Origin of the sequence: Enterobacter hormaechei subsp. hoffmannii (assembly GCF_001729745.1) — a bacterium.
In the GTDB taxonomy this organism is placed as follows: domain Bacteria; phylum Pseudomonadota; class Gammaproteobacteria; order Enterobacterales; family Enterobacteriaceae; genus Enterobacter; species Enterobacter intestinihominis.
The window spans coordinates 2,226,924-2,249,517 of the sequence record NZ_CP017186.1 but is presented as its reverse complement, the minus strand read 5'-3'; the positions used below and the strand labels follow the sequence as shown (position 1 = coordinate 2,249,517).

Genomic DNA, 22,594 nt, shown 5'->3' with positions numbered 1-22,594 from the left:
GGCATGTTTATGCCTCGTCAAACATCGCTGACGATAACTCAGTAAGCCCGAGAGAAGGGATTTCAGGGGTTGGTGTCTTCGCTCAAGCGGAAGTTATCGCAGCACGATACCGATAACGCTTGAGCTGGTGCGATCACCAAATGTATGTGAAACATTGAAAATTTCACAGTACAGCATAATTGGCCTCCTTATAAGTTAAGTGATTATTAGTAACCATCACTATACAACATTTTCATAGAATGGACATACTACTGCGGCAAAAAGCGATATCTTCGGTTGCGGATACAGAACTAAGCGCGTGATGTGATAAAAGGAAGGGCAGCGTCGCTGCCCAGAATCATCTTTTTCGTATAAGCAAATACAGGGATAGCGTGATTACAGACGCAATGAATATGGCCATGCCGAAGAAAACATACAAAACAAAATCCATTATCCTTTCGTCGCCATATATTCCAAAAAGCTCCACAAAATCGTACTGCGTTTCTGGTGGAACAATCTTGTAGAGTGTGAACATTGATAGAAACACGGCTATACACCACAACAACACAAGGAATGCCGCCTTCATTAATAGACCTGCACAACGCCATGTGCAATCATGCAGTTTCCCAATTGCTGCCCTCCAGTTCGAAGTAAGGCTGATGCCAGAATCTTAAAATCGCTCTGACTATAAAGTGTAATACAACCCTTACTTATGCCAGATGGCCCGATAGGGTGTAACCGGAATTCACCTCGCCTTACGCCTTTCACAAAAGTCTCATCATTTATCAATCCGTCATCGCGATATAATGCAAACCATTCGTTCCGATTCGAACCGGTGAAAAATGCGTTAACACTATCCTTAGTTTGAGTATACCAACCCCCTAATCCACGTAAAAGTATGTAATAGCGACCAGGTGGGAGTGGGCCGATATCAGGTATATTTGCGCTTTCTGCACGGTTCGTCGCGTCACCATTCCCTGAAAATGCAGGAAAAAAGCCAACTCCGGGCACAGACAAAGTAGCGTACGTACCTCCGTTGAGGTGGAAAAAGCACTGTAGGAGATTCATGATCTGTCATTCCAGGAATCAGCAAAGATGATATTACCGTCACAGTGTCGCCATGTAATCTTCTCGTAACGGAGGGAAATATTTTCTAAATGATTATGTTTTTCCATTGCTGGATTTTTTACGTCATGCATCACCGGGCATATTGAGACCTCTTGACCAGCATCATTGATTTTGTACCACTTAAACTCGGCACTTTTTAGCGTTTGGCCTTTTGCTACAGCCTTGTATAAGTAAGGGCTGGAACTGTCGAACTCCTTTTCAAAAACCAGAGCGCTATGCATGCGCGTACCCGTGATTTTTCCTGTCATATTATCTGTCGGTAGATGCAGTCCATGACCGAATCCTAATACTTCAATACTGCCCTCGCGATATTGCACATCAACCGCGCCTTTGATATCTGCGCCGCCGTCATCTTTCAGCCATAGATATGCAGGGATTGCCATTTCAAAACTCCTTTTTCAATAAATGAATTTAGTGATGCAAAACGTTACTAAACTCTTAAGAAAAACTATTTGTTAGGCAAGAAGTGTTATGTGAAATTTATATATTTTAAAAGAATATAGATTTTTGATTAGGTATGCATTTTTCAAATGATCGATCCTGCTGCATTTTAAAGCCAAATTATCATGAGTGACTTTCAACAAAGCATTTATAGGCAGGATTAAGGGAATTAGAGGAAAAAGGGAGAAGGGACTTCACGTTCCCTCTCCCTTGTGAAGAGAGGGAACGTTCAAAACTCCGATTTAAATCGAAGTACGACGATAGCTACGGTATTCCGGCATCCAGAAGTTATCATCAATCGCCTGCTGCAACGCATCGGCAGAGGTTTTCACCGCGACGCCTTGCTGCTGCGCCATTTTGCCTACCGCGAAGGCAATTGCGCGGGACACTTTGTGAATGTCTTTCAGCTCCGGCAGTACCAGGCCTTCACCGTTATTCACCAGCGGAGAGTGACCTGCCAGCGTTTCGCTCGCGGACATCAGCATTTCGTCGGTGATGCGGGACGCGCCGGAGGCGATAACTCCCAGACCAATACCCGGGAAGATATAGGAGTTATTGCACTGCGCGATGGGGTAGAGTTTGTCCTTCCACACCACCGGATCAAACGGACTGCCGGTTGCGACCAGTGCCTTACCTTCGGTCCAGGCGATGATGTCCTGCGGCGTTGCCTCCACGCGTGAAGTCGGGTTAGACAGCGGCATCACGATAGGGCGTTCACAGTGCTTGTGCATCTCGCGAATAATCTCCTCCGTGAAGAGGCCGGTCTGCCCGGACACGCCGATCAGAATGTCCGGCTTCACGTTGCGCACCACGTCAAGAAGCGAGAGCACTTCGTTATCTGTATCCCAGTTTTTCAGGTTTTCGCGCTTCTGCACCAGTTTGGTCTGGAACGGGAGCAGGTTTGGCATGCCGTCGGTCAGCAGGCCAAAACGGTCCACCATAAAGACGCGGGAGCGGGCCAGCTCTTCGCTTAAGCCTTCGCGCTGGGTCTGGGCAATAATTTGCTCGGCGATGCCGCAGCCCGCGGAGCCTGCACCCAGGAAGACAATTTTCTGATAGCTGAGCTGGCTGCCTGCCGCACGGCTCGCAGCAATCAGCGTACCGACGGTCACTGCCGCAGTGCCCTGAATGTCATCGTTGAACGAGCAGATCTCATCGCGGTAGCGGTTCAGCAGCGGCATGGCGTTTTTCTGTGCGAAGTCTTCGAACTGCAACAGCACGTCAGGCCAGCGGTGCTTCACGGCCTGGATGAAATCATCCACAAACTGATAGTACTCGTCGTCGGTAATGCGCGGGTGACGCCAGCCCATGTACAGCGGATCGTTCAACAGTTGCTGGTTATTGGTCCCCACGTCAAGTACCACCGGCAGGGTGTAGGCCGGGCTGATCCCGCCGCAGGCGGTATACAGCGAGAGCTTACCGATGGGGATCCCCATCCCGCCAATGCCCTGGTCACCGAGGCCCAGAATACGTTCGCCATCGGTCACCACGATCACCTTGATGTTGTGGTTAGGCACGTTTTGCAGAATGTCATCCATGTTGTGACGGTTCTGATAAGAGATGAACACACCGCGGGAACGACGGTAGATCTCTGAGAAGCGTTCACACGCCGCGCCGACGGTGGGGGTGTAAATGACGGGCATCATCTCTTCAAGATGGTTCTGCACGAGGCGGTAGAAGAGGGTTTCGTTGGTGTCCTGAATATTACGCAGGTAGATGTGTTTATCGATTTCGGTTTTAAAGCCCTGATACTGGATCCAGGCACGTTCTGCCTGTTCTTCAATGGTTTCAACCACTTCAGGCAGCAGGCCCAGCAGGTTAAAGCTGCTGCGCTCTTCCATGCTAAAGGCGCTGCCTTTGTTCAGAAGGGGGAACTCCAGTAAAACCGGACCGGCGTAAGGAATATAAAGGGAACGATGTTTTTTCAGTTTGTTGTCCATGTCACTCACTCTTTTTAAGAAGATCCGTCCCTGACACTGCTGTTTGTCATCTTTCTGGCCTGTGCTACGGGGTGCGGTCGGTTGGTATTATAAAGGAGCTGAATATTAATTACCGCAACACATAAACAAAAACACCATCGGGATTACCGATGGTGTTGTGAATTTCGTGCCGGAACTTACTTGCCGGAAGGGCGTTTCCTGCCGGTGGCGTGGGTAACTTGCGTTTCGCTACCCTCCTCAATAACCACTTTACGCTGGTTAGAAAGCTTGTAGTTCAGTCCCAGAATATGGCGTGCCTGACGGTTCGATTTCATGTTAACTCCTCAATCCTGTTGATAGTTTTAAGGACAAGCTTGCTTACGCAAACGAAATGTAATCCCTTAGGTTGCAGATCCAGCTTAGCAGGTTTTTACAGAGGTGCGTTTCGCCCACTAACCACATAGTTGATGGTTTGCTGGTAGATGTCACTGAGGATGTCATTGTCCGTGGCTTCCACCCACTTGGTCAGTTCCATCAAAATGTCATCTTCAGTAACAACACCGTGCTCGGCGTGAAGACCTTGTGCGATCGCGTTAACAAGTTCCGGTTGTGCTGCTGTGGTATGTGCCGGGTAATAAGTAAACATGCTGCCTCCGTGTCGTTGTCTGTTTAATGTTACGGCGTGCAAAATCGTAATTCACATTCAGATTGGCAAATATTTTTGCCGTTGTGGTTCAGATTCGTCCTGGAATTAAAAATAACATCTCCCGTAGCACAGAAATAAAACTCAGGGTTTCCAGCGGCGTAAATTCGTGGTTTTTTCATAAGGCATGGGCGTCGGCCAGGAGATCAATTCCACAATGCTGCCCCAGGGGGTTTGACCATAGCAGAAAGCATTGCCTTCACCTTGCTCATCCGGAAAGCTAAGCGGCTTCGGCGCGGTGAACATCTCGCCGCCGGCGGCGGTGAAAGCCGCGATGGCACTATCAAAATCATCAACATAAACAGCAAAATGCTGAAGTCCAAAGTCGCTGGCGCGAGCGGGCATTCCCTGTTCAGGGCCATGCATTTCGAAAAGTTCTATGCCGGGTCCGTGCGGCATAACAAGCATGCGAATGGCATGAATTTTAGTGCCGGGAAATAATTTTAAGGTTTGCTGCTGGGCGGGCTGATCGATATTATCGGTTTCTGCATCGACAGAATGATATAAAACCTGTGCGCCGAAAGCGCGTTCAAAAAATAGGGTGGCTTTTTCAATGTCGGGCACCGTAATACCGATATGGTCAATACCCCTTACTGATGATGTCATAGTAAACTCCTGCTATAAAAAATTTAAATATAGCAGGAGATAATCAGCTTATTACCACTTCATTTCGCCGGTATTCACTTTGGCACTCAGTTCCAGCGAACTGGCTTCCGCCAGGTTCGGCCACTGTTTTTTCATCGCGATGATGACGTCGGTAGACGCTTTATGTGTCGTGAGGGCCTGTTCAAACTGCTGTAGATAGCGACGGGTAAAGTCGATAGCGCCGGTACCCGCTGGCGGTGTCCCAAGGTAGTGGCCCGGAATAACGCGTTCGGGCTTAAGGGCAGCCATGCTATCCAGCGTCTGCTGCCACTGTTTACGGCTTTCCGGCGTTTGGGTATCCGCCGTCCAGACGTGAATGCCCCATGAGACGCCCGTGCCGCCGAGGATGGTTTTGGCGGATGGGATCCAGACGTACGCCGCATAGCTTTCAGGCTCTTCAATGCTTACTCTCTCACCGTCAATCATAAAGGTGGTTGAGGCAAGCACTTGCGGCACGTAGAGCTGCGTCGGCGCGCCATCTTTCATCTGTGGCCCCCAGAAGGCGAGCTTCGCGTCTTTTGTGGCCCTGATATGGTCCACCACCTGTTGCGTGGCGACAACTTTGGCATTAGGGAAGGCTTTCATCAGCGGTTGCAGGCCGAAATAGAAATCCGGATCGCCGGAAGTAATCACGATTTTGTTCAGCGTTTTACCGCTGTGGCGAATTTTTTCGACCAGCGCTTCGCCATCTTTCACGCTGAACTGGGCGTCAAACAGTACCGCCTCTTTCGGACCAGATACCAGCGTGGAAGAAACGGCAAAAATGCCTTTTTCCTGCGGGTTATACGTATCAACGGTCAACGGAGCGGCAAAGACGGCCGGAGTGAAAAGGGTTGTCAACAAAGCAAGGCGGGCGATAGTCATGGTCATATCTCTGTTCTTCAGGAAAGTCTCTATTGTACGGATCTCTGCATTTGCCAGAATTCCTGAAACAGGAGATGCTTAGTTTCATAGATCGAGCAAATGGAGGTCAAAATGGATCGCGTTATTGCCGCCCAGGTGTACAACCGCATCTGTGAGCTGGGGAGTTTAAGCGCGGCGGCTCGGGCGCTGGGGATCTCCCGTCCGATGGTGAGCCGTTATCTGGAGCAGATGGAGAAGTGGGCTGGGGCGCGGCTGGTTAACCGCTCCACCCGCAAGCTGACGCTGACGGCAGCGGGGGAGAAGGTCCTGCAAAAGACGCGCACGCTATCGCAAATTTCTCAGGAAATTGAAGATCAGTCAGTGAAGGATTTACCCTCAGGCACGCTTCGCGTCGCCTGCGCGCATTTTACCGCGATGCAGATTATCGCTCCGGTGCTGCCCGAACTGTTGCAGCGTTACCCTCAACTGCGCATTGAGCTGGATGTTAACAACCATCCGGTGAGCCTGGTGGGCGAGCGAATTGACGTGGCGATCCGCATCACCGATAACCCCGAACCGGGTATGATCGCTCGCCGATTGGGAGAGTGTCGGTCCGTGCTTTGCGCCTCGCCGCACTACCTTGCAAGCCGGAGCGTTCCAGAGGAGCTGGAAGACTTAGCCCGGCACAACTGCCTGCATTACAGCTTTTTTGCCGGTCAGTCGTGGCGTTTTTTAACGCCGGCAGGGGAGCCGGTCACGACGGCGGTCAGCGGCAATCTCAGCGCCAGCATCTCATCTCTGCTGATGGAGGCGGCGATAAATCACTGTGGTATTGCCATGCTGCCCGAGCGCGAGGCCGACGCGGCGCTACGGCAGGGAAGCCTGGTGCCGGTGCTCAGCGCCTATACGCCAAAACCGATCGGCATTTTTGGTATTTATCAGTCGCGAGACTATCAGCCTGCGGCGCAGCGTGTGTTCCTCGACGCGCTGGCAAACCACCTTGCCACGCGATCGGACTAGTCTGTCTTCCCTGCAAAATAGATTATGCGTCCTATACTTATCCCTTTGTAAGCCAAAAGGAGAGCAAGAATGACGATTCATAAGCACGGTTCAGCACACTGGTCTGGCGACATCAAGCGCGGCAAAGGGACGGTATCGACCGAAAGTGGCGTCCTTAACCAGCAACCTTACGGCTTTAACACCCGCTTCGAGGGCGAGAAAGGGACTAACCCGGAAGAGCTGATTGGCGCAGCGCACGCGGCCTGTTTCTCTATGGCCCTGTCGCTAATGCTGGGCGAAGCGGGTTATACCGCCGATTCCATCGATACCACGGCGGATGTCTCGCTGGATAAAACCGACAGCGGTTTTGCCATCAGCAAAGTCGCGCTGCAAAGCAAGGTGACGGTACCGGGTATCGATCCGCAGCAGTTCGACGGCATTATCCAGAAAGCCAAGGCCGGTTGCCCGGTCTCGCAGCTGTTGAAAGCGGAAATCACGCTGGATTACAAACTGAACTGATATCGGGCCGGGCGCATGCCCGGCTCATTTTTAACGGTTACGCCAGCAGCGCACGCTTCGGCTTGCGGAAGAGGGCTGGAGCTGTTGCGGCTGTTCACATCCCTGCGTCGCCAGCGAACAGCGGTCGCGGAAATAGCACCCAACGGGCAGGTGGCGATTACCCGGAAGATCGGTTTTTCGCAACGCCAGATCCTCATCCAGCGGTTCTCCGGTCCGGGGAACGGAGTCAAGTAGCAGCTGCGTATAAGGATGGCGCGGCTGACCCAGCACCTGGTTCGCCGGACCCAGTTCCACGATTTGCCCCAGATACATTACCGCCACCCGGTCGCTCATGTGCCGGACCACCGAGACGTTGTGCGAGATCAGCACGTAGGTCAGATTTCGCTGCTGTTGCAGGGCAACCAGCAAATTGAGGATCTGTGCCTGGACGGAAATATCCAGCGCGCTGGTGGGTTCATCCAGCACGATGATGTCCGGATCCGAAGAGAGCGCCCGGGCAATAGCGATTCGCTGGCGCTGTCCGCCCGAAAACGCATGCGGCAGGCGGTCAAGATATTCCGCTCGAATCCCAACCTGCTGCGCCAGCGTTTCAGCCAACTGACGACGCTCCCGTTCGCTGCGACGTTGCTGTATCCACACCGGCTCGGTGATGGTGCGCCAGACGGGTAAACGTGGATCAAGGGACGAGAGCGGGTCCTGAAATACCATCTGCATACCACCCGCCGCATTCGCGCGCTGACAGGCCCCGGTACTCGGTTTGAGCATGCCCATCAGCAGCTGCGCCAGCGTGCTCTTTCCACAGCCGGATTCCCCCACAACGCCCAGCGTTTCGCCGCGATGGATCCGGAGATCCATGCCGTTAAGGGCGTGTACCTGTTCCGTCACGCGCCCCAGCCAGTTTTTGCGCGCAGGAAAATTCACATGCACGCTATCCAGTTCCAGCAGTACCTCAGACATGGCGTCTCTCCTGTTGTGGGTACCAGCAGGCAGCCTGCTGGCCTTCTGCGCCCGTGGAAATTAAGCGCGGCGTTTCGCTGCATTTCGCCCCGGCAGCAAAACAGCGTTCGCGAAAAGCACATCCGCGCGGGAGGTGGCTGAGGTTAGGTACCGTGCCGGGAATGGCCGGGAGGATCTCGCGCGGTTTACCATTTTCCGGGGCACACCGCAGCAGGCCAATCGAATAGGGGTGCACAGGATGGTGGATCAAGGTCTGCGTGCTGCCGCTTTCGATCACGCTGCCCGCGTACATAACGTACATCCGGTCACAAAGCTGCGACACCACCGCCATATCGTGACTGATAAACAGCACCGACGTTCCGCTGGCGCGCGCTTTATGTTTCAGCAGACGCAGCACCTGAAGCTGGACGGTCACATCCAGCGCGGTAGTGGGTTCATCAGCGATGATCAGCTCCGGCTCGCAGGAGAAGGCAAGGGCGATCATTACCCGCTGGCGCATACCGCCGGAAAGCTCAAACGGATAGCGATCCATTACCTGCGCCGCATCCGGGATTTGCATCTCACCCAGCAGGGAGATCGCCTTCTGCTGCGCGTCGCGGCGGGAAAGCGACTGATGCTGGCGGATCACCTCCACCATCTGCCTGCCAATCCGGCGCGTGGGGTTAAGCGCCGTCATCGGCTCCTGAAAAATCATCGCCACCCTGGCGCCGCGCCACTGACGAAGCTGTTTTTCCGACGCGTTCAGCACATCTTCCCCGAGCAGCGTGACCCGGCCATGGTGAACATGGTAGCTGCCTTCCGGCAGCAGGCGCATCGCCAGCATCGCGGTGACCGATTTTCCCGAGCCGGATTCGCCCACCACGCCGACAATTTCACCCCGGCCAATCTCCAGCGAGACGTGGTTGAGCGCGTGGACGTCACCGCGAAAAATGGGGAAGCTCAGGTGCAAATCTTCAATCGATAATACGGAATCACTCATGACTGCTTCCCTCCTGATTTGGGATCCAGCAGGTCGCGAAGACCATCGCCAAACAGATTAAAGCCAACCGCCGTGATCAAAATTGCCGCCCCCGGAAACGCGCAGTACCACCACTGGTCAAGCACGTAGTTACGCCCCACGGCCACCATTGCCCCCCATTCGGCGGTCGGCTGCTGCGCGCCTAATCCAATAAAGCCCAGCGTGGCGGCCATCAGAATGGCGCTGCCGATATCCAGCGACGCTTGTACGATCAGCGGCGGCAGGGCGTTACGCAGGATATGCCAGCTGATCAGGTGCCAGCGCGATGCGCCAAAGGTGCGGGCGGCCAGCACGTAGGTGAACTGGCGCACCACCAGCGTTTGCCCGCGTGCCAGCCGCACGTAAAACGGAATGCGTACAATCGCAATCGCCAGCATCGCGTTAAACAGGCTTGGGCCGAGCGCGGCGGCCAGGGCCATCGTCAGCACCAGCGAGGGGATGGAGAGCATAATGTCCATGATGCGCATAATGATGGCGTCGCCGCGCCCGCCAAGTACGCCGGACAAACAGCCGAGCAGCGAACCGATGCCGCCCGCAATCACCACCACCGCCAGCCCCGCTGTGATGGACTGCTGGCTGCCCACCAGCACGCGGCTGAACAGATCCCGGCCCACCTCATCGGTGCCAAACCAGTGCTGGGCTGACGGTGCCTGCAAGCGCGCGGTCAGATCCAGCGCGTTCGGATCGTGCGGGACTATCCACGGCGAGACCACCATCATCAGCAGCATCACGATCATAATGACCCCGCCGATCAGCGTGAGCGGGCTTTTGCGTAACATCCAGAACAGCTTTGCCCAGTTGATGCGCTGTTTAGCGGTGCTGACAGGGACGGGCGTTTCCTGAGTTAACATCATTCGGCACCTCCGCGCCCAATTCGCGGGTCGATCCACAGATACAGCAGATCCACCACCAGATTAACTAAGACATAGGCCAGCGATACCACGACCGCGAAGCCCATGACGGCAGGGAAATCCAGCGCCTGAATGGAGGTCACCACCCAGGCTCCCATTCCCGGCCAGGCAAACACGGTTTCGGTAAGGACGGCCCCGTACAGCAGATCGCCCAGCGCCAGCCCGAGCACGGTAATGGAGGGGATCATGGCGTTGGGTAAGGCGTAGCGCAGGACGATGTACCAGCCCGGCAACCCGCTCGCGCGGGCGGTACGAATATAATCCTCGCTCAGTTGCTCAAGCATCGCGGAACGTACCTGACGCGCCACAATACCCAGATGCACAAAGGCCAGGGTCAGGGAGGGTAAAATCAGGTGCTGCAGGGCGTTGAAAAACACCTCGCCGTTGCCTTCCAGCAGAGCGTCCAGCAGATAAAAACCGGTAACGTGGGCGGGCGGATCGAGCCAGTCGTCCAGCCTGCCGCCGCCGGGCAGAATTTGCAGTTGCCCGTAGAACAGAACGATAACTCCCAGTCCCAGCCAGAAGGCAGGCGTCGAGATGCCCGTCATCGCCATCAGTCGCACCAGGTGATCCAGCCAGCGGTTACGGTACACCGCCGATAAAATGCCCAGCGGCACGCCAATCACCAGCGCCAGCAGCAGGGAGCAAAAGGCAAGCTCCAGCGTGGCGGGGAAAAAAGCTTTCAAATCTTCCGCAACGGGGCGACCGGTGCGAATAGACGTGCCCAGATCGCCATGTGCCAGCGCCTCAACGTAGCGGCCAAACTGAATATAGAGTGGTTGATCCAGCCCCAGTTGCTGGCGGATGCCCTGCACGATTTCATCGCTGGCGCGATCACCGGCCAGCAGGCGGGCCGGATCGCCGGGGATCAGGTGTGAAATAATAAAAGTAATAATACAGACACCGGCTACCACCAGGATTAATCCCCAGCAGCGCTGGCGCACAATGCTCCAGAACGTCATACACTTCCCCCCGGCGTGGGCCGTTACTTACTCATGGTGGCGATGTTAAAGACCTGCTCAAGCATCGGATTAAAGGTGAAGCCTTTGACCTCTTTGTTCATCGCCAGCTGGTAGTTCTTCTGGAACAGATAAACGTAAGCCGCCTCGTCAATCACCACTTTCTGCGCCTGCTGGTAATCTTTGGTGCGTTCCGCCTGATCGGTGGTTTTCAGTGCCGCCTGCAACAGCGCATCGACCTCTTTGTTCTCATAGAATGAGCGGTTCCCCGGCAGCCCTTTTTTGTCCGATTCGAACCAGTAGTTCATGAACATGTACGGGTCAGCGAAGTCCGGGCTCCAGTTACCAATCGCAATGTCATAATCACCTTTGCCGACGCGGTCGCGCATGGTGGCGTTCGCCAGTTTCTCGAGCTTGACGTTAATCCCCAGCTTGCCCAGGCTCGCCTGCGTGGAGAGGGCGATAGGCTCCCAGTTCGGGTCGTTATCGGAATAGAGGAAAGTCAGGCTGGCAGGTTTATCTTTGACTTTCTCCAGCGCCGCTTTGGCTTTGGCCTCGTCAAAGCTGTACTGCATGGCGTTCGTATCGAAGCCCCACATGCCCTCCGGGATCGGGCCGCGCATCTGCTTGCCGTTCCCGCTGAGAATGCCTTCCACCATCCCCTGGTAATCGGTCGCCCAGGAGACCGCGCGGCGCAAATCCACCTGATTCATCGGAGGCTTACTGTTGTTCAGATAGAGGTAGGTCACCCGCAGGGACGGGTATTCCGCCACGGCCACTTTGCCTTCCTGCTTCAGAGCAGCAAGCTGATCCACCGGCAGGGCGTCGGCGATATCCAGATCGCCACGGGAAAGTTGCAGGCGACGCGAGGCGCTTTCACCGATAATCTTCACCGAGACGCGCTTAAAGTGCGGCTTTTCACCTGGCCAGTGTGGGTTGGGCACCATCACCAGCTGTTGACCTTTCCGCCAGCTTTTCAGCATAAACGGTCCGGAACCCGCGGTGTTTTGCGCCAGGAAACCGCGTGCGTCGTCGGCGGCATTGGCCTTCAGCACCGCCGGGTTGACGATCGACGCGCCGTCATTGGCCAGCGTGTAGAGGAACGGGGCAAACGGCTGGCTGAGGGTGAATTTCACCGTATGCTCATCCACCACGTCCACTTTCAAATCTTTCGGGAACGCTTCGGAAGGTCCCTGGTTGATTTTAAGCAGACGTTCAAACGACAGCTTGACCGCTTCGGCGGTCACCGGCGTGCCGTCGGAGAATTTTGCATTATCTGCCAGGGTGAACGTCCACGCTTTCTGGTCGTCTGACGCCTTCCAGCCCGTCGACAGATCGCCTTCCACCTCCGTGGTGCCAGGCTTGTATTTCACCAGACGCTGGTACGAGGGGTAGGTCACCGTCCAGTCGTTGTTATCGATAGTGACCGCCGGATCCAGCGTTTGCGGATCGGCAGCTTTCCCTATCACCAGCATATCTTTTGGCACCGCCGCCAGCGCGGGAAGGGTGCTCAGGGCGAGCGTAGCGGCAATCAGGGTAGTAAGCAGCGTTGTTTTCATGGCCGGGCTCCAGAATTACAGTGAGTGTGTGGTCGGATAACAGGCGAACTGGTCATCTAACAGCGGATAGCTGGCGGCGTTCGGCAGCTCGAAATGCCACCACTCGCTGCTGATGCCCACAAAACCGCCGCCGTACATAACGGCGTTCAGGAGCAGACGATTTCGCTGCGCCTCGGGCGAAACGGAAGGGTGCCAGGCATGAGAACGGTCGTGCATTTCGTCAAACCCGGCGCCCATATCCAGCACGTTGTCGTGTTCATCCATCAGCGTGACGTCAATGGCAGTGCCCCGGCTGTGGTTCGAGCCAATCGCGACATCCACCACGTATTCCGGATTGGGGCAGGCATCCCAGAGTTGCGCCTGTGCCTGCTGCGGGCGATAGGCGTCGTAGACCACCAGCTTCAGACCGGCCAGCGCGGCGATACTGATCGCTTTCGCCAGCGCGGTGGCGGCATCAGTGTGCAGCAGGCACGCGGCGTGCTGATAGATCGGGCGGCCGGTAATGTTATCGGCGGTCGAGTATTTCAGATCGATATGCAGCGTAGGAAAAGTTTTCGCCACATCAATCAGTTGACTCTCTTCAGGCATAGCTCCGCTCCTTTAGCGTTCAAATTGACCAAATTCTTGTTGTAGTTGTCGGTTGATTGCCAGACGTTCCGGCAGCGCTTCCCCCAGCGCCTCCACGACGCCCGACAGCAGCAGGTTGAACAGACAGCTCACCGGCGCCAGCGAGTCCCAGAAATGGCCGGTATCGGTCTTCACCTGGAGTAAATCAATCGGGTAATCCCGCGCCCACGGGCACCAGATATCGGTGATCAGCGCCATCGCCAGGCCTTTTTCGCTCGCCACGCGGCAGTACTGGCGGGCAATGGCGGAGTAGGCGCGGGTATCGGTCAGCACGATATACGGGTTAGCAAAGCCGGAGTTAAGCGACTCCACCCAGCTACCGGAGAGCCCTTCGGAATAGCTTACCCGCGGGCGCAGATACTCCAGATGGCTGAAGAACGCATTGGCGATCCCGCGCGTGGACTGGATCCCCAGCACGAAGACGGCGTCGGCATGGGAAAGTTGCTGGACCACCTGCCTGAACGTTTCGCTTTGCGCCAGCTGGTAGACATGGGCAATGGCGTCCACCTCCAGTGACAGGGAGTGCTGAAGGCGATCCGACAGCGGCTGTTGCTGTTTCCAGGAGTCCAGACGCTCGTTTATGCCCCAGGGCTGATGGGGATCGCGCAGGCTTTTTTTGGCGTCATCAAGGTTGCGATAGCCCAGCTTGCGCAGAAAGCGTCCGACGGTGATCCCGCTGGTGGCCGTGGCCAGCGCCACGCTCTCAGCCGTTTCAAAGGGGATCTGCCCGACGTGCGCCAGCATCCAGCTTGCCACCCGCTTTTCGCTCGGGGTGAGCTGGCTGAAGGTCGCTTCGATACGGCTCAACACCTCAGGTTTGGTCGTCATACCGCCTCGCTGTTAACTGGCTGTCAAAGGCCGGGTTTCTGTTATCGGATTAACAATGCAGGACGCGTGCCATGTTCACATTGCGGCGAAAACGCGCTGTGCAGCACAGTTAATGCAATATTTGTTTAACAGATGCTCAACATTTGTGCAGCGTAGTTCACTTTTGGTGCAGTGTCCGGCCTGAGCGATATCTATTTGGTGAATACGACAGCCTCTTCACATTTTTTGGTATGATGAAAGCTCTGTGGATAAGAGAGGGAGCCTTACATGGCGAATTTGCCCTGGCGGGTCAGCGTGCGCCTGATGGCTCTCGCAAAAAAAATAGCGATGGTCATCGGGATCATTGTGCTCGTTCTGCTGGCGGTGCGGGTTTATCTTTCGCAGCAGGGGCCGGCTCTGCATCACTGGCATACCTGGCGGGCTGACGAAATGTCCGTGCAGGAGATGGATAACGCGACCTTCGCAGCCTATGTCGCGCGGGAAAACGCCATCTTCACCGCTCTTGATGCTGAGGTGACGGCGAAAGTCACCCCCGCAGAGCGCACGCCGCTGAACCGCTATTACCGTCAGAGCCTGGTGTGGCCAGGACACTTTACTCCGGATGCAAACCGGTCGTTTGTGCTGATGCCTGCCGGAAAGCCGCGCGGGGCGGTAGTGTTGTTGCACGGTCTGACGGATTCGCCCTACAGCGTCAGGCGTCTGGCCGTGAATTATCAAAAGCACGGCTTTGTGGCCGTAGTGCCTCGTTTGCCCGGACACGGCACGGCGCCGGGCGCGTTGACAGACGTTGACTGGGAGGCGTGGCTGGCAGCTACGCGCCTTGCGGTTCGTGAAGCAACACGCCTGACGGGGAACGATCTCACCCTGCACCTGGTGGGCTATTCCAACGGCGGTGCGCTGGCGATGAAATACGCCCTCGACGCCCTTGATGCGCCTGAACTGCGTAAACCTCAGCAGATCGTGTTGCTCTCACCGATGATTGGCGTCACGGCGTTTGCGCGCTTTGCCGGATTCGCCGGGCTACCGGCTATGTTACCGGCGTTTGCCAAAGCCGCGTGGCTCAACATTTCGCCGGAATATAATCCTTATAAATACAATTCGTTCCCGGTGAATGCGGCACGTCAGTCCTGGCTGCTTACCCGGGCGCTGCATGAGCAGATACACCGCGATGTTCATGATCACAAACTGGCGCAGCTCCCGCCGGTACTGGCGTTTCAGTCGGTCATGGATTCAACGGTCAGTACCCGCGCCGTAGTCAGCGGGCTGTTTGACCAGCTTCCGGCAAATGGCAGCGAACTGGTGGTATTTGACATCAATCAGGCCGGGAGTTTCCGTCCACTGTTCAGGCCATCATCCTGGACGGCGGTGGCTGACCTGCTGCCCGAGGCGAAAAGACGTTACAGTGTCACAATCGTGACCAATGCCAGCCCCGACAGGTTTGATATGGTGGCAAAGACAACGCCAGCGGGCAGCACCCGGGAAACGGTGACGCCGCTGTCGGTCTCGTATCCGCAGGAAGTTTATTCCCTGTCGCATATTGCCATTCCGTTCCCGCCTGAAGACGATCTGTATGGCCGCCATCCTGAGGTGAAAAACCGCTATGGAATCAGTCTCGGGACGATAGCCCTGTGGGGAGAAACCTCAGTTCTGAGCGTCGGTAAAGATGCGTTAATGCGCGTAACGTCGAATCCTTTCTACGACTATATGCAGACGCGGATCGACAGCCGTCTCGGGGAGAATCAACCCCGAAGTGGAATAGACTAGGCCACCCCAGGGAACTATGTTAAACAGTACCGTTCAGGCGTATACCCCATACCGGACCCCGTTTCTGTGCTGACAACTCTCATTTATCGAAGCCAGCTGAGCTTAACCTGCACCTCCGCAGCGTTAAGCTCGCTGGTTGAAAAGGCCAGGATCCGTAATACGGAGCAGGGCATCTCAGGCATTCTTCTCTCCAGTGGACGTGACGTTCTGCAAATTCTCGAAGGCACGGAACAGAGCGTCGTCGCGCTTTTTAACATCATCCGTGCGGACAACCGGCATACCGGCGTGGTGGAGCTGATGCGCGATTACGGTCCGCGCCGACGTTTCGAAGACGTGGGAATGCTGCTGTTTAACATGGACGTTCAGACCCCGAAAGCGGTTCTGGCATCGGTTCTGCATTACAGCAAGCTGGAAAGCTACCTGACTTCTGAGGATCGGGTCTTCAAATTTATTCAGACCTTTATCGCCGGCAAAACCGCTATCCCACCCGCTTTGGACTATGAGCCTGATAAATGGACGCTTTCGCGAGAGCGCGCGCCGTTTGGTAAAGGGTTAGGTCTGCTGGCGGGACAGCCCTGCCAGTTTGCGCTGCAACCCATTGTCGAGCCGTCCGAAGGCAAAATCAGTTCTCTCGAAGCGCTTATACGCGGAAACGACGGCGGCAGCCCGGAGCATTTTTTCCGTAGTCTCGATCGTGAAAAGATATACGAAGTCGATCTGCATACCAAAGCCTGGACCTTTGCGCTGGCGCAAAAGCTGGGCATCTGCAGCCACAAACTGGCGGTGAACCTGCTGCCAATGTCGCTGGTTAACGTGCCGGGCGCGGTAGAGTTCCTGGTAACGCAGATCAAAAAGCACAATCTACAGCCAGAGCAGGTGATCATTGAAGTCACTGAGAACGAGATGATCTCTGGCTTCAACCAGTTTAACAGCGCCATTAAACAGCTGCGCGCGGAAGGGGTTGGGCTGGCGATAGATGATTTTGGTTCCGGCTATGCTGGTCTTTCACTGCTCACGCGGTTCCAGCCGGATAAGCTCAAAATCGACAGAGAGATCGTCAGCGATATCCATCTGAGCGGGCCCAAGCAGGCGATTGTGAAGTCGATAATCAGCTGCTGCACCGATCTGGAGATTACGCTGGTCGCAGAAGGCATTGAGAAGATAGAAGAGTGGTGCTGGCTTGAATCCGCCGGTATTCGCCGCTTCCAGGGCTTTTTGTTTGCCCGCCCGCAGCTCAATGGCGTGGGTGATATTCACTGGCCCCATCGGGTGGGTTAAGCAAATTGTCCCTCGCCATATTTCCCCGACACCCTGCCTGTGCTTAAATAGCTAAACCGGTTTAACATGATTTAGCTAAGAAGGTGATATGGAGACGATCTGGGTACTTGGCGATGCAGTGGTGGATCTGTTGCCCGACGGAGAGGGCAAACTGCTGCAATGTCCGGGCGGCGCACCGGCCAACGTCGCGGTTGGGATTGCGCGTCTGGGCGGCAGAAGCGCCTTTATAGGCCGGGTGGGCGACGACCCCTTCGGGCGCTTTATGCAAAAAACGCTTGCGGATGAGCAGGTTAATACAGAATGGCTGAGACGGGATCCGCGGCATCGCACCTCCACGGTGGTGGTGGATCTCGATGACGACGGGGAACGTTCCTTTACCTTTATGGTTCGCCCGAGTGCTGATCTGTTCCTCGACGCCGCCGATATCCCGCCATTCCGCGCCGGGGAGTGGCTGCACGTCTGCTCTATCGCGCTTAGCGCCGAACCCAGCCGTTCCGCGACGTTTCAGGCGATGGCCGCTATCAGACAGGCGGGCGGTTTCGTCAGCCTTGACCCCAATATCCGCGCCGATCTCTGGCACGATGAAGTCGAGCTGCGCCAGTGTCTTGAGCGGGCATTAGCCTGTGCAGATGTGGTGAAATTCTCGGTGGAAGAGCTGGCGTTCTTGACCGGAAATGCGCAGGTCCATGAGGGGCTGGCGGAGCTAATGCGCACCTGTCCGGCCAGGCTGGTGCTGGTGACGCAGGGAAAAGAGGGCGTGACCGCCTGGCAGGGAGGCGCGTTGACGCACTATCCTGCATCACCCGTAGAATGCATTGATACCACCGGTGCGGGGGATGCTTTCGTCGCCGGGCTGCTGTTCGGTCTGGCACGTCATGGCCAGGCCTGTCTCTCAGAGGTCATCACGTTAGCGCAGCGCTGCGGAGCGCTGGCGACAACCGCAAAAGGGGCAATGACCGCGCTGCCTTATCATCACGAACTGTAATTCACATCGCCAGGCCTCCGGTCGGGGGCCTGAATTGTCGCCTCGATCACACTTACTAAAACGGTTTAGCAAAAAACGTTGCCGATTCAAAATTCAACGGTTTAGTATCACTCACCTAAACCGGTTTAGCAATTTAGCACTTTTACCGATAGTTATTAGGGATGCGACAAAATGTATAAAAAACGCAGACTTGCCGTGATGATAGGCATGCTGGCCGGCAGTACCTCTGTTTTTGCCCAGACGGATATGACCCGTATCGAAGCGCGCCTGGCAGCGCTGGAGCAGCGTTTGCAGGAGGCGGAAACCCGTGCGCAGGTTGCTGAAAAACGCGCCACGGCAGCGGAACAGAAAACGCAGCAACTGGTGGCTGCGCAGCAGGAAGCGCAAACCTCCACACAGGCGGTGGCGCAACGTACCACGGCGCTGGAAGAGAAAGCCGATCGGACAGGCGGTTTTGAGTTTCACGGTTACGCCCGTTCCGGGCTGCTGATGAACGACGCTGCCTCCAGCAGCAAAAGCGGTCCTTATCTGACACCCGCAGGGGAAACGGGTGGGGCCATCGGGCGTCTGGGGAACGAAGCGGATACCTACGTTGAGCTGAATGTTGAGCACAAACAGACGCTGGAAAATGGCGCGACGACGCGCTTTAAGGCGATGCTGGCCGACGGTCAGAAAACCTATAACGACTGGTCGGCAGACAGCAGCGACCTGAACATTCGTCAGGCCTTTGCCGAGCTGGGCAATTTGCCGGACGTTACCGGCGCGCTGAAAGGCAGCACCTTCTGGGCGGGTAAGCGTTTTGACCGCGACAACTTCGACATTCACTGGCTGGATTCCGACGTGGTATTTCTCGCCGGGACCGGCGGCGGCGTCTACGACGTGAAGTGGAACGATACGCTGCGCAGTAACTTCTCCCTTTATGGCCGTAATTTCGGCAGCGAAGAGGAGATCGACAACAACGTCCAGAACTACATCTTAAGCATGAACCACTTCGCCGGGCCGGTGCAGTTGATGGTCAGCGGCTTACGGGCAAAAGATAATGACGACCGTAAGGACAGCAACGGCGATCCGATTAAAACCGATGCGGCGAATAACGGGGTGCATGCGTTGGTGGGTCTGCATAACGAGAGCTTCTACGGCCTGCGGGAAGGTTCCGCCAAAACGGCGCTGCTTTACGGCCACGGTCTGGGGGCCGAGGTGAAAAGCATTGGTGCAGACGGCGCATTGCTGTCAGAAGCCGATACCTGGCGTTTTGCAAGTTACGGTGTCACGCCGCTGGGCGGTGGCTGGCACATTGCGCCCGCCGTACTCGCGCAAAGCAGTAAGGACCGCTACGTGAAGGGCGACAGCTATGAGTGGGTCACGCTCAATACGCGTCTGATCAAAGAGGTGACCCAGAATTTCGCCCTCGCGTTCGAGGGCAGCTATCAGTACATGGATTTAAACCCGGAAGGCTACAAGGATCGCAATGCGGTTAACGGTAGCTTCTACAAGCTGACCTTCGCCCCGACGTTAAAGGCGGGCAAGATTGGCGATTTCTTCAGCCGTCCGGAGCTGCGCCTGTTCGCCACCTGGATGGACTGGAGCAGCAAGCTGGATAACTACGCCAGCGATGACGCCTTTGGCAGCAGCGGCTTCAATGCGGGTGGGGAATGGAACTTTGGGGTGCAGATGGAAACCTGGTTTTAACCCTTCACGCTCCCGCATCGCGGGGGCGTTTCGAACACCATAAAAAGAGGTCAGGAAGAGGTATCTATGGATTTTAATCATATTGCGCGCGAGCTTATTCCGCTGCTCGGTGGCAAAGAGAACATTGCCAGCGCGGCACATTGCGCCACGCGCCTTCGTCTGGTGCTGGTCGATGATGCGCTTGCCGACCAGCAGGCTATCGGCAAGGTTGAAGGTGTAAAAGGCTGTTTTCGAAACGCCGGGCAGATGCAGGTGATCTTCGGCACCGGGGTGGTGAATAAGGTTTACGCCGCGTTTATTCAGGCGGCAGGGATTAGCGAGTCCAGTAAATCGGAAGCGGCGGATATTGCAGCCCGCAAGCTGAACCCGTTCCAGCGCATCGCGCGTCTGCTCTCCAACATCTTCGTGCCGATTATTCCGGCGATCGTGGCCTCGGGTCTGCTGATGGGCCTGCTCGGGATGGTTAAAACCTACGGCTGGGTTAATCCGGATAACGCGCTCTATATCATGCTGGATATGTGCAGCTCGGCGGCGTTTATTATTCTGCCGATCCTGATTGGCTTCACCGCCGCGCGGGAGTTTGGCGGCAACCCGTATCTGGGCGCAACGCTCGGCGGCATCCTGACTCATCCGGCGCTGACCAACGCCTGGGGCGTAGCGTCCGGCTTCCACACCATGAACTTCTTCGGTCTTGAAATCGCCATGATTGGCTATCAGGGAACCGTCTTCCCGGTACTGCTGGCGGTGTGGTTTATGAGCATTGTGGAAAAACAGCTTCGCCGGGCGATCCCGGATGCGTTAGATCTGATCCTGACGCCGTTCCTGACCGTCATTATCTCCGGCTTTATCGCGCTGTTGATTATTGGCCCGGCGGGACGCGCGCTGGGCGACGGGATCTCCTTTATTCTTAGCACCCTGATTGCCCACGCGGGCTGGCTGGCCGGGCTGTTGTTTGGTGGGCTCTATTCGGTGATTGTCATTACCGGCATTCACCACAGCTTCCACGCTATTGAGGCCGGACTGCTGGGTAACCCGTCGATTGGCGTGAACTTCCTGCTGCCGATCTGGGCGATGGCGAACGTGGCGCAGGGCGGGGCATGTCTGGCGGTGTGGTTCAAAACCCGTGATGCCAAAATCAAAGCCATTACCTTACCGTCGGCGTTTTCCGCGATGCTGGGCATCACCGAAGCGGCAATTTTTGGCATCAACCTGCGTTTCGTGAAGCCGTTTATCGCGGCCCTGATCGGTGGCGCAGCGGGCGGGGCCTGGGTAGTGTCGGTGCATGTCTACATGACCGCCGTTGGGCTGACGGCGCTTCCCGGTATGGCGATCGTTCAGGCCAGCTCGCTGCTCAACTATATTATCGGCATGGTGATTGCCTTTGGCGTGGCGTTCACCGTCTCTCTGCTGCTGAAATATAAGACGGACTCTGAATAATGACCTTACCTTCCCGCTGGCCTGCCGTGTTGCAGGCCGTTATGCAAGGCCAGCCGCGTGCGCAAGCGGACAGCCACTATCCGCAGTGGCATCCTGCGCCGGTGACGGGGCTGATGAACGATCCGAACGGCTTTATCTGGTTTGCCGGACGTTACCATCTGTTTTATCAGTGGAACCCGCTGGGCTGCGATCATCGCTACAAGTGCTGGGGACACTGGAGCTCAGCAGATCTGGTGCACTGGCAGCACGAGCCAATGGCGCTGATGCCTGACGAAGAGTATGACCGCAATGGCTGTTACTCCGGCAGCGCCGTGGATAACAACGGCGTGCTGACCCTGTGCTATACCGGCAACGTTAAGTTTGACGATGGCGGCCGCACCGCCTGGCAGTGTCTGGCGGTGCAAAATGACGACGGCACGTTTGCCAAACTGGGACCGGTGTTGCCCCTGCCGGACGGGTATACCGGGCACGTCCGCGACCCGAAAGTGTGGCGCCATGACGGGCAGTGGTACATGGTGCTCGGGGCGCAGGATCAGCATAAGCGCGGCAAGGTGCTGCTGTTTACGTCAGCCGATTTGCACACCTGGGCGTCCTGCGGCGAAATCGCTGGTCACGGCGTCAATGGACTCACGGACGCGGGCTATATGTGGGAGTGCCCGGATCTGTTTGCGCTTGATGGCACACACGTCTTGATCTGCTGCCCACAGGGGCTGGCGCGCGAACCGCATCGCTATCTCAACACCTATCCGGCCGTCTGGATGAGTGGGGCATTTGATTATCAAACGCCTGCATTTGCGCACGACGAATTGCATGAGCTTGATGCCGGTTTCGAATTTTACGCGCCGCAAACCACGGTGGCAGAAGGCCGCCGCCGCATCCTCATCGGCTGGATGGGCGTGCCGGACGGCGAAGAGATGCTCCAGCCTACACGGGTGCACGGCTGGATCCACCAGATGACCTGTCCGCGCGAGCTGCGCTACCGCGACGGTAAGCTCTGGCAAACGCCGGTCCGTGAGCTGGAAACGCTGCGCGAGGATGAACATCACTGGCAGGGACGCGCCAGCGATGCCCCGGTGCTGGAGGGAACGCGTCTTGAGTTCGAACTGAGCGCCTCGCGCGTTAATGTGGATTTTGCCGGCGCGTTGCGGCTGATTATGGATGATGCGGGGATCCATCTGGAACGCGCCAGCCTGGTAACCGGAGAGACGTTGAACCGCTACTGGCAGGGCACTGTTCATCATTTACGCGTGCTGTGTGACCGTTCCAGCGTCGAAATTTTCATCAATCATGGTGAAGGCGTCATGAGCAGCCGCTATTTTCCTGACCATCCGGCCCAGGTTCGCTTCGAAGGTGCGTCCGACATCACATTACGCTACTGGTCGCTGCGCAGCTGCATGATAGAATAG

General features: G+C 56.1%; 22 protein-coding genes. 8 read left to right on the top strand and 14 right to left on the bottom strand.

Translation table 11 applies throughout. The features are described 5' to 3' along the window. Nucleotides 1-564: 564 nt before the first annotated feature. From BFV65_RS10565 to BFV65_RS10535, 7 genes are all read right to left on the bottom strand, one after another. Nucleotides 565-1,047 carry a DUF2778 domain-containing protein gene (locus tag BFV65_RS10565; protein WP_069596590.1) on the bottom strand — a complete coding sequence of 161 codons (483 nt, stop codon included), beginning with the start codon at nt 1,045-1,047 and terminating at the stop codon, nt 565-567. After that, nucleotides 1,044-1,490, bottom strand: a complete 447-nt coding sequence (tssD, locus tag BFV65_RS10560) for a type VI secretion system tube protein TssD (protein WP_069596589.1) — start codon at nt 1,488-1,490, stop codon at nt 1,044-1,046. The genes BFV65_RS10565 and tssD overlap by 4 nt, the downstream gene beginning before the upstream one ends. A 300-nt stretch (nt 1,491-1,790) precedes the next feature. Then, the gene (locus tag BFV65_RS10555; RefSeq protein WP_022648194.1) at nt 1,791-3,488 is read right to left on the bottom strand and encodes an NAD-dependent malic enzyme; all 1,698 of its coding nucleotides are present in this window, start codon (nt 3,486-3,488) and stop codon (nt 1,791-1,793) included. 176 nt (nt 3,489-3,664) lie between these two features. Then, the gene (sra, locus tag BFV65_RS10550) at nt 3,665-3,802 is read right to left on the bottom strand and encodes a stationary-phase-induced ribosome-associated protein (RefSeq protein WP_023300167.1); all 138 of its coding nucleotides are present in this window, start codon (nt 3,800-3,802) and stop codon (nt 3,665-3,667) included. Nucleotides 3,803-3,897: 95 nt separating this feature from the next. Then, nucleotides 3,898-4,113, bottom strand: coding sequence for a biofilm-dependent modulation protein (gene bdm / locus BFV65_RS10545; RefSeq protein WP_022648192.1), 216 nt, complete (start codon nt 4,111-4,113; stop codon nt 3,898-3,900). Between the two features lie 141 nt (nt 4,114-4,254). Further along, complete coding sequence (locus tag BFV65_RS10540; RefSeq protein WP_063163023.1) at nt 4,255-4,776, bottom strand: VOC family protein; 522 nt, start codon at nt 4,774-4,776, stop codon at nt 4,255-4,257. Between the two features lie 51 nt (nt 4,777-4,827). Continuing rightward, nucleotides 4,828-5,679 (bottom strand): Vmh family MBL fold metallo-hydrolase, encoded by an 852-nt coding sequence (locus tag BFV65_RS10535; protein ID WP_063163113.1) that lies wholly within the window; start codon nt 5,677-5,679, stop codon nt 4,828-4,830. A 111-nt stretch (nt 5,680-5,790) separates the two neighbouring features. On the opposite strand from BFV65_RS10535, the gene BFV65_RS10530 reads away from it, so the two are divergent. Both BFV65_RS10530 and BFV65_RS10525 read left to right on the top strand, forming a co-directional pair. Continuing rightward, entirely contained in the window at nt 5,791-6,678 is an 888-nt protein-coding gene (locus tag BFV65_RS10530) for a LysR family transcriptional regulator (protein ID WP_072202552.1), read from the top strand. A 69-nt stretch (nt 6,679-6,747) separates the two neighbouring features. Continuing rightward, nucleotides 6,748-7,176 carry an OsmC family protein gene (locus tag BFV65_RS10525; RefSeq protein ID WP_003857069.1) on the top strand — a complete coding sequence of 143 codons (429 nt, stop codon included), beginning with the start codon at nt 6,748-6,750 and terminating at the stop codon, nt 7,174-7,176. A 30-nt stretch (nt 7,177-7,206) separates the two neighbouring features. Here BFV65_RS10525 and BFV65_RS10520 read toward each other — a convergent pair whose 3' ends face one another. From BFV65_RS10520 to BFV65_RS10490, 7 genes are read right to left on the bottom strand one after another with little or no spacing between them, the layout of a single operon-like run. After that, nucleotides 7,207-8,133, bottom strand: coding sequence for an oligopeptide/dipeptide ABC transporter ATP-binding protein (locus tag BFV65_RS10520; protein ID WP_023306245.1), 927 nt, complete (start codon nt 8,131-8,133; stop codon nt 7,207-7,209). Beyond that, a complete protein-coding gene (locus BFV65_RS10515) occupies nt 8,126-9,112 on the bottom strand; it encodes an ABC transporter ATP-binding protein (RefSeq protein ID WP_023300162.1) in 987 nt (328 codons plus the stop codon). The genes BFV65_RS10520 and BFV65_RS10515 overlap by 8 nt, the downstream gene beginning before the upstream one ends. Beyond that, nucleotides 9,109-10,005 carry a D,D-dipeptide ABC transporter permease gene (ddpC, locus tag BFV65_RS10510; protein WP_022648185.1) on the bottom strand — a complete coding sequence of 299 codons (897 nt, stop codon included), beginning with the start codon at nt 10,003-10,005 and terminating at the stop codon, nt 9,109-9,111. The genes BFV65_RS10515 and ddpC overlap by 4 nt, the downstream gene beginning before the upstream one ends. Further along, the gene (locus tag BFV65_RS10505; protein WP_069596588.1) at nt 10,002-11,024 is read right to left on the bottom strand and encodes an ABC transporter permease; all 1,023 of its coding nucleotides are present in this window, start codon (nt 11,022-11,024) and stop codon (nt 10,002-10,004) included. Before BFV65_RS10505 ends, ddpC begins: the two co-directional genes overlap by 4 nt. Nucleotides 11,025-11,047: 23 nt before the next feature. Continuing rightward, nucleotides 11,048-12,580, bottom strand: a complete 1,533-nt coding sequence (locus BFV65_RS10500; protein ID WP_069596587.1) for an ABC transporter substrate-binding protein — start codon at nt 12,578-12,580, stop codon at nt 11,048-11,050. A 15-nt stretch (nt 12,581-12,595) separates the two neighbouring features. Continuing rightward, nucleotides 12,596-13,168 (bottom strand): D-alanyl-D-alanine dipeptidase, encoded by a 573-nt coding sequence (gene ddpX / locus BFV65_RS10495; protein WP_069596586.1) that lies wholly within the window; start codon nt 13,166-13,168, stop codon nt 12,596-12,598. A 12-nt stretch (nt 13,169-13,180) separates the two neighbouring features. Then, a complete protein-coding gene (locus tag BFV65_RS10490) occupies nt 13,181-14,035 on the bottom strand; it encodes a MurR/RpiR family transcriptional regulator (RefSeq protein ID WP_023300159.1) in 855 nt (284 codons plus the stop codon). A gap of 267 nt (nt 14,036-14,302) precedes the next feature. Between BFV65_RS10490 and BFV65_RS10485 the strand changes: the two genes are divergently transcribed. The 6 genes from BFV65_RS10485 to BFV65_RS10460 all read left to right on the top strand — a co-directional run bounded on the left by BFV65_RS10485 (nt 14,303) and on the right by BFV65_RS10460 (nt 22,594). Then, nucleotides 14,303-15,799: an alpha/beta hydrolase gene (locus BFV65_RS10485; protein WP_069596585.1), complete on the top strand. Its 1,497-nt coding sequence runs from the start codon at nt 14,303-14,305 to the stop codon at nt 15,797-15,799. 66 nt (nt 15,800-15,865) lie between these two features. Next, nucleotides 15,866-17,077, top strand: coding sequence for a diguanylate phosphodiesterase (locus tag BFV65_RS10480; protein ID WP_069596584.1), 1,212 nt, complete (start codon nt 15,866-15,868; stop codon nt 17,075-17,077). Nucleotides 17,078-17,165: 88 nt separating this feature from the next. Beyond that, nucleotides 17,166-18,062, top strand: coding sequence for a fructokinase (locus tag BFV65_RS10475; RefSeq protein ID WP_069596583.1), 897 nt, complete (start codon nt 17,166-17,168; stop codon nt 18,060-18,062). Nucleotides 18,063-18,233: 171 nt separating this feature from the next. Then, nucleotides 18,234-19,751, top strand: a complete 1,518-nt coding sequence (locus tag BFV65_RS10470; protein ID WP_069596582.1) for a carbohydrate porin — start codon at nt 18,234-18,236, stop codon at nt 19,749-19,751. 66 nt (nt 19,752-19,817) lie between these two features. Continuing rightward, the gene (locus tag BFV65_RS10465) at nt 19,818-21,188 is read left to right on the top strand and encodes a sucrose-specific PTS transporter subunit IIBC (RefSeq protein ID WP_003857085.1); all 1,371 of its coding nucleotides are present in this window, start codon (nt 19,818-19,820) and stop codon (nt 21,186-21,188) included. Further along, a complete protein-coding gene (locus tag BFV65_RS10460; RefSeq protein WP_069596581.1) occupies nt 21,188-22,594 on the top strand; it encodes a sucrose-6-phosphate hydrolase in 1,407 nt (468 codons plus the stop codon). Before BFV65_RS10465 ends, BFV65_RS10460 begins: the two co-directional genes overlap by 1 nt.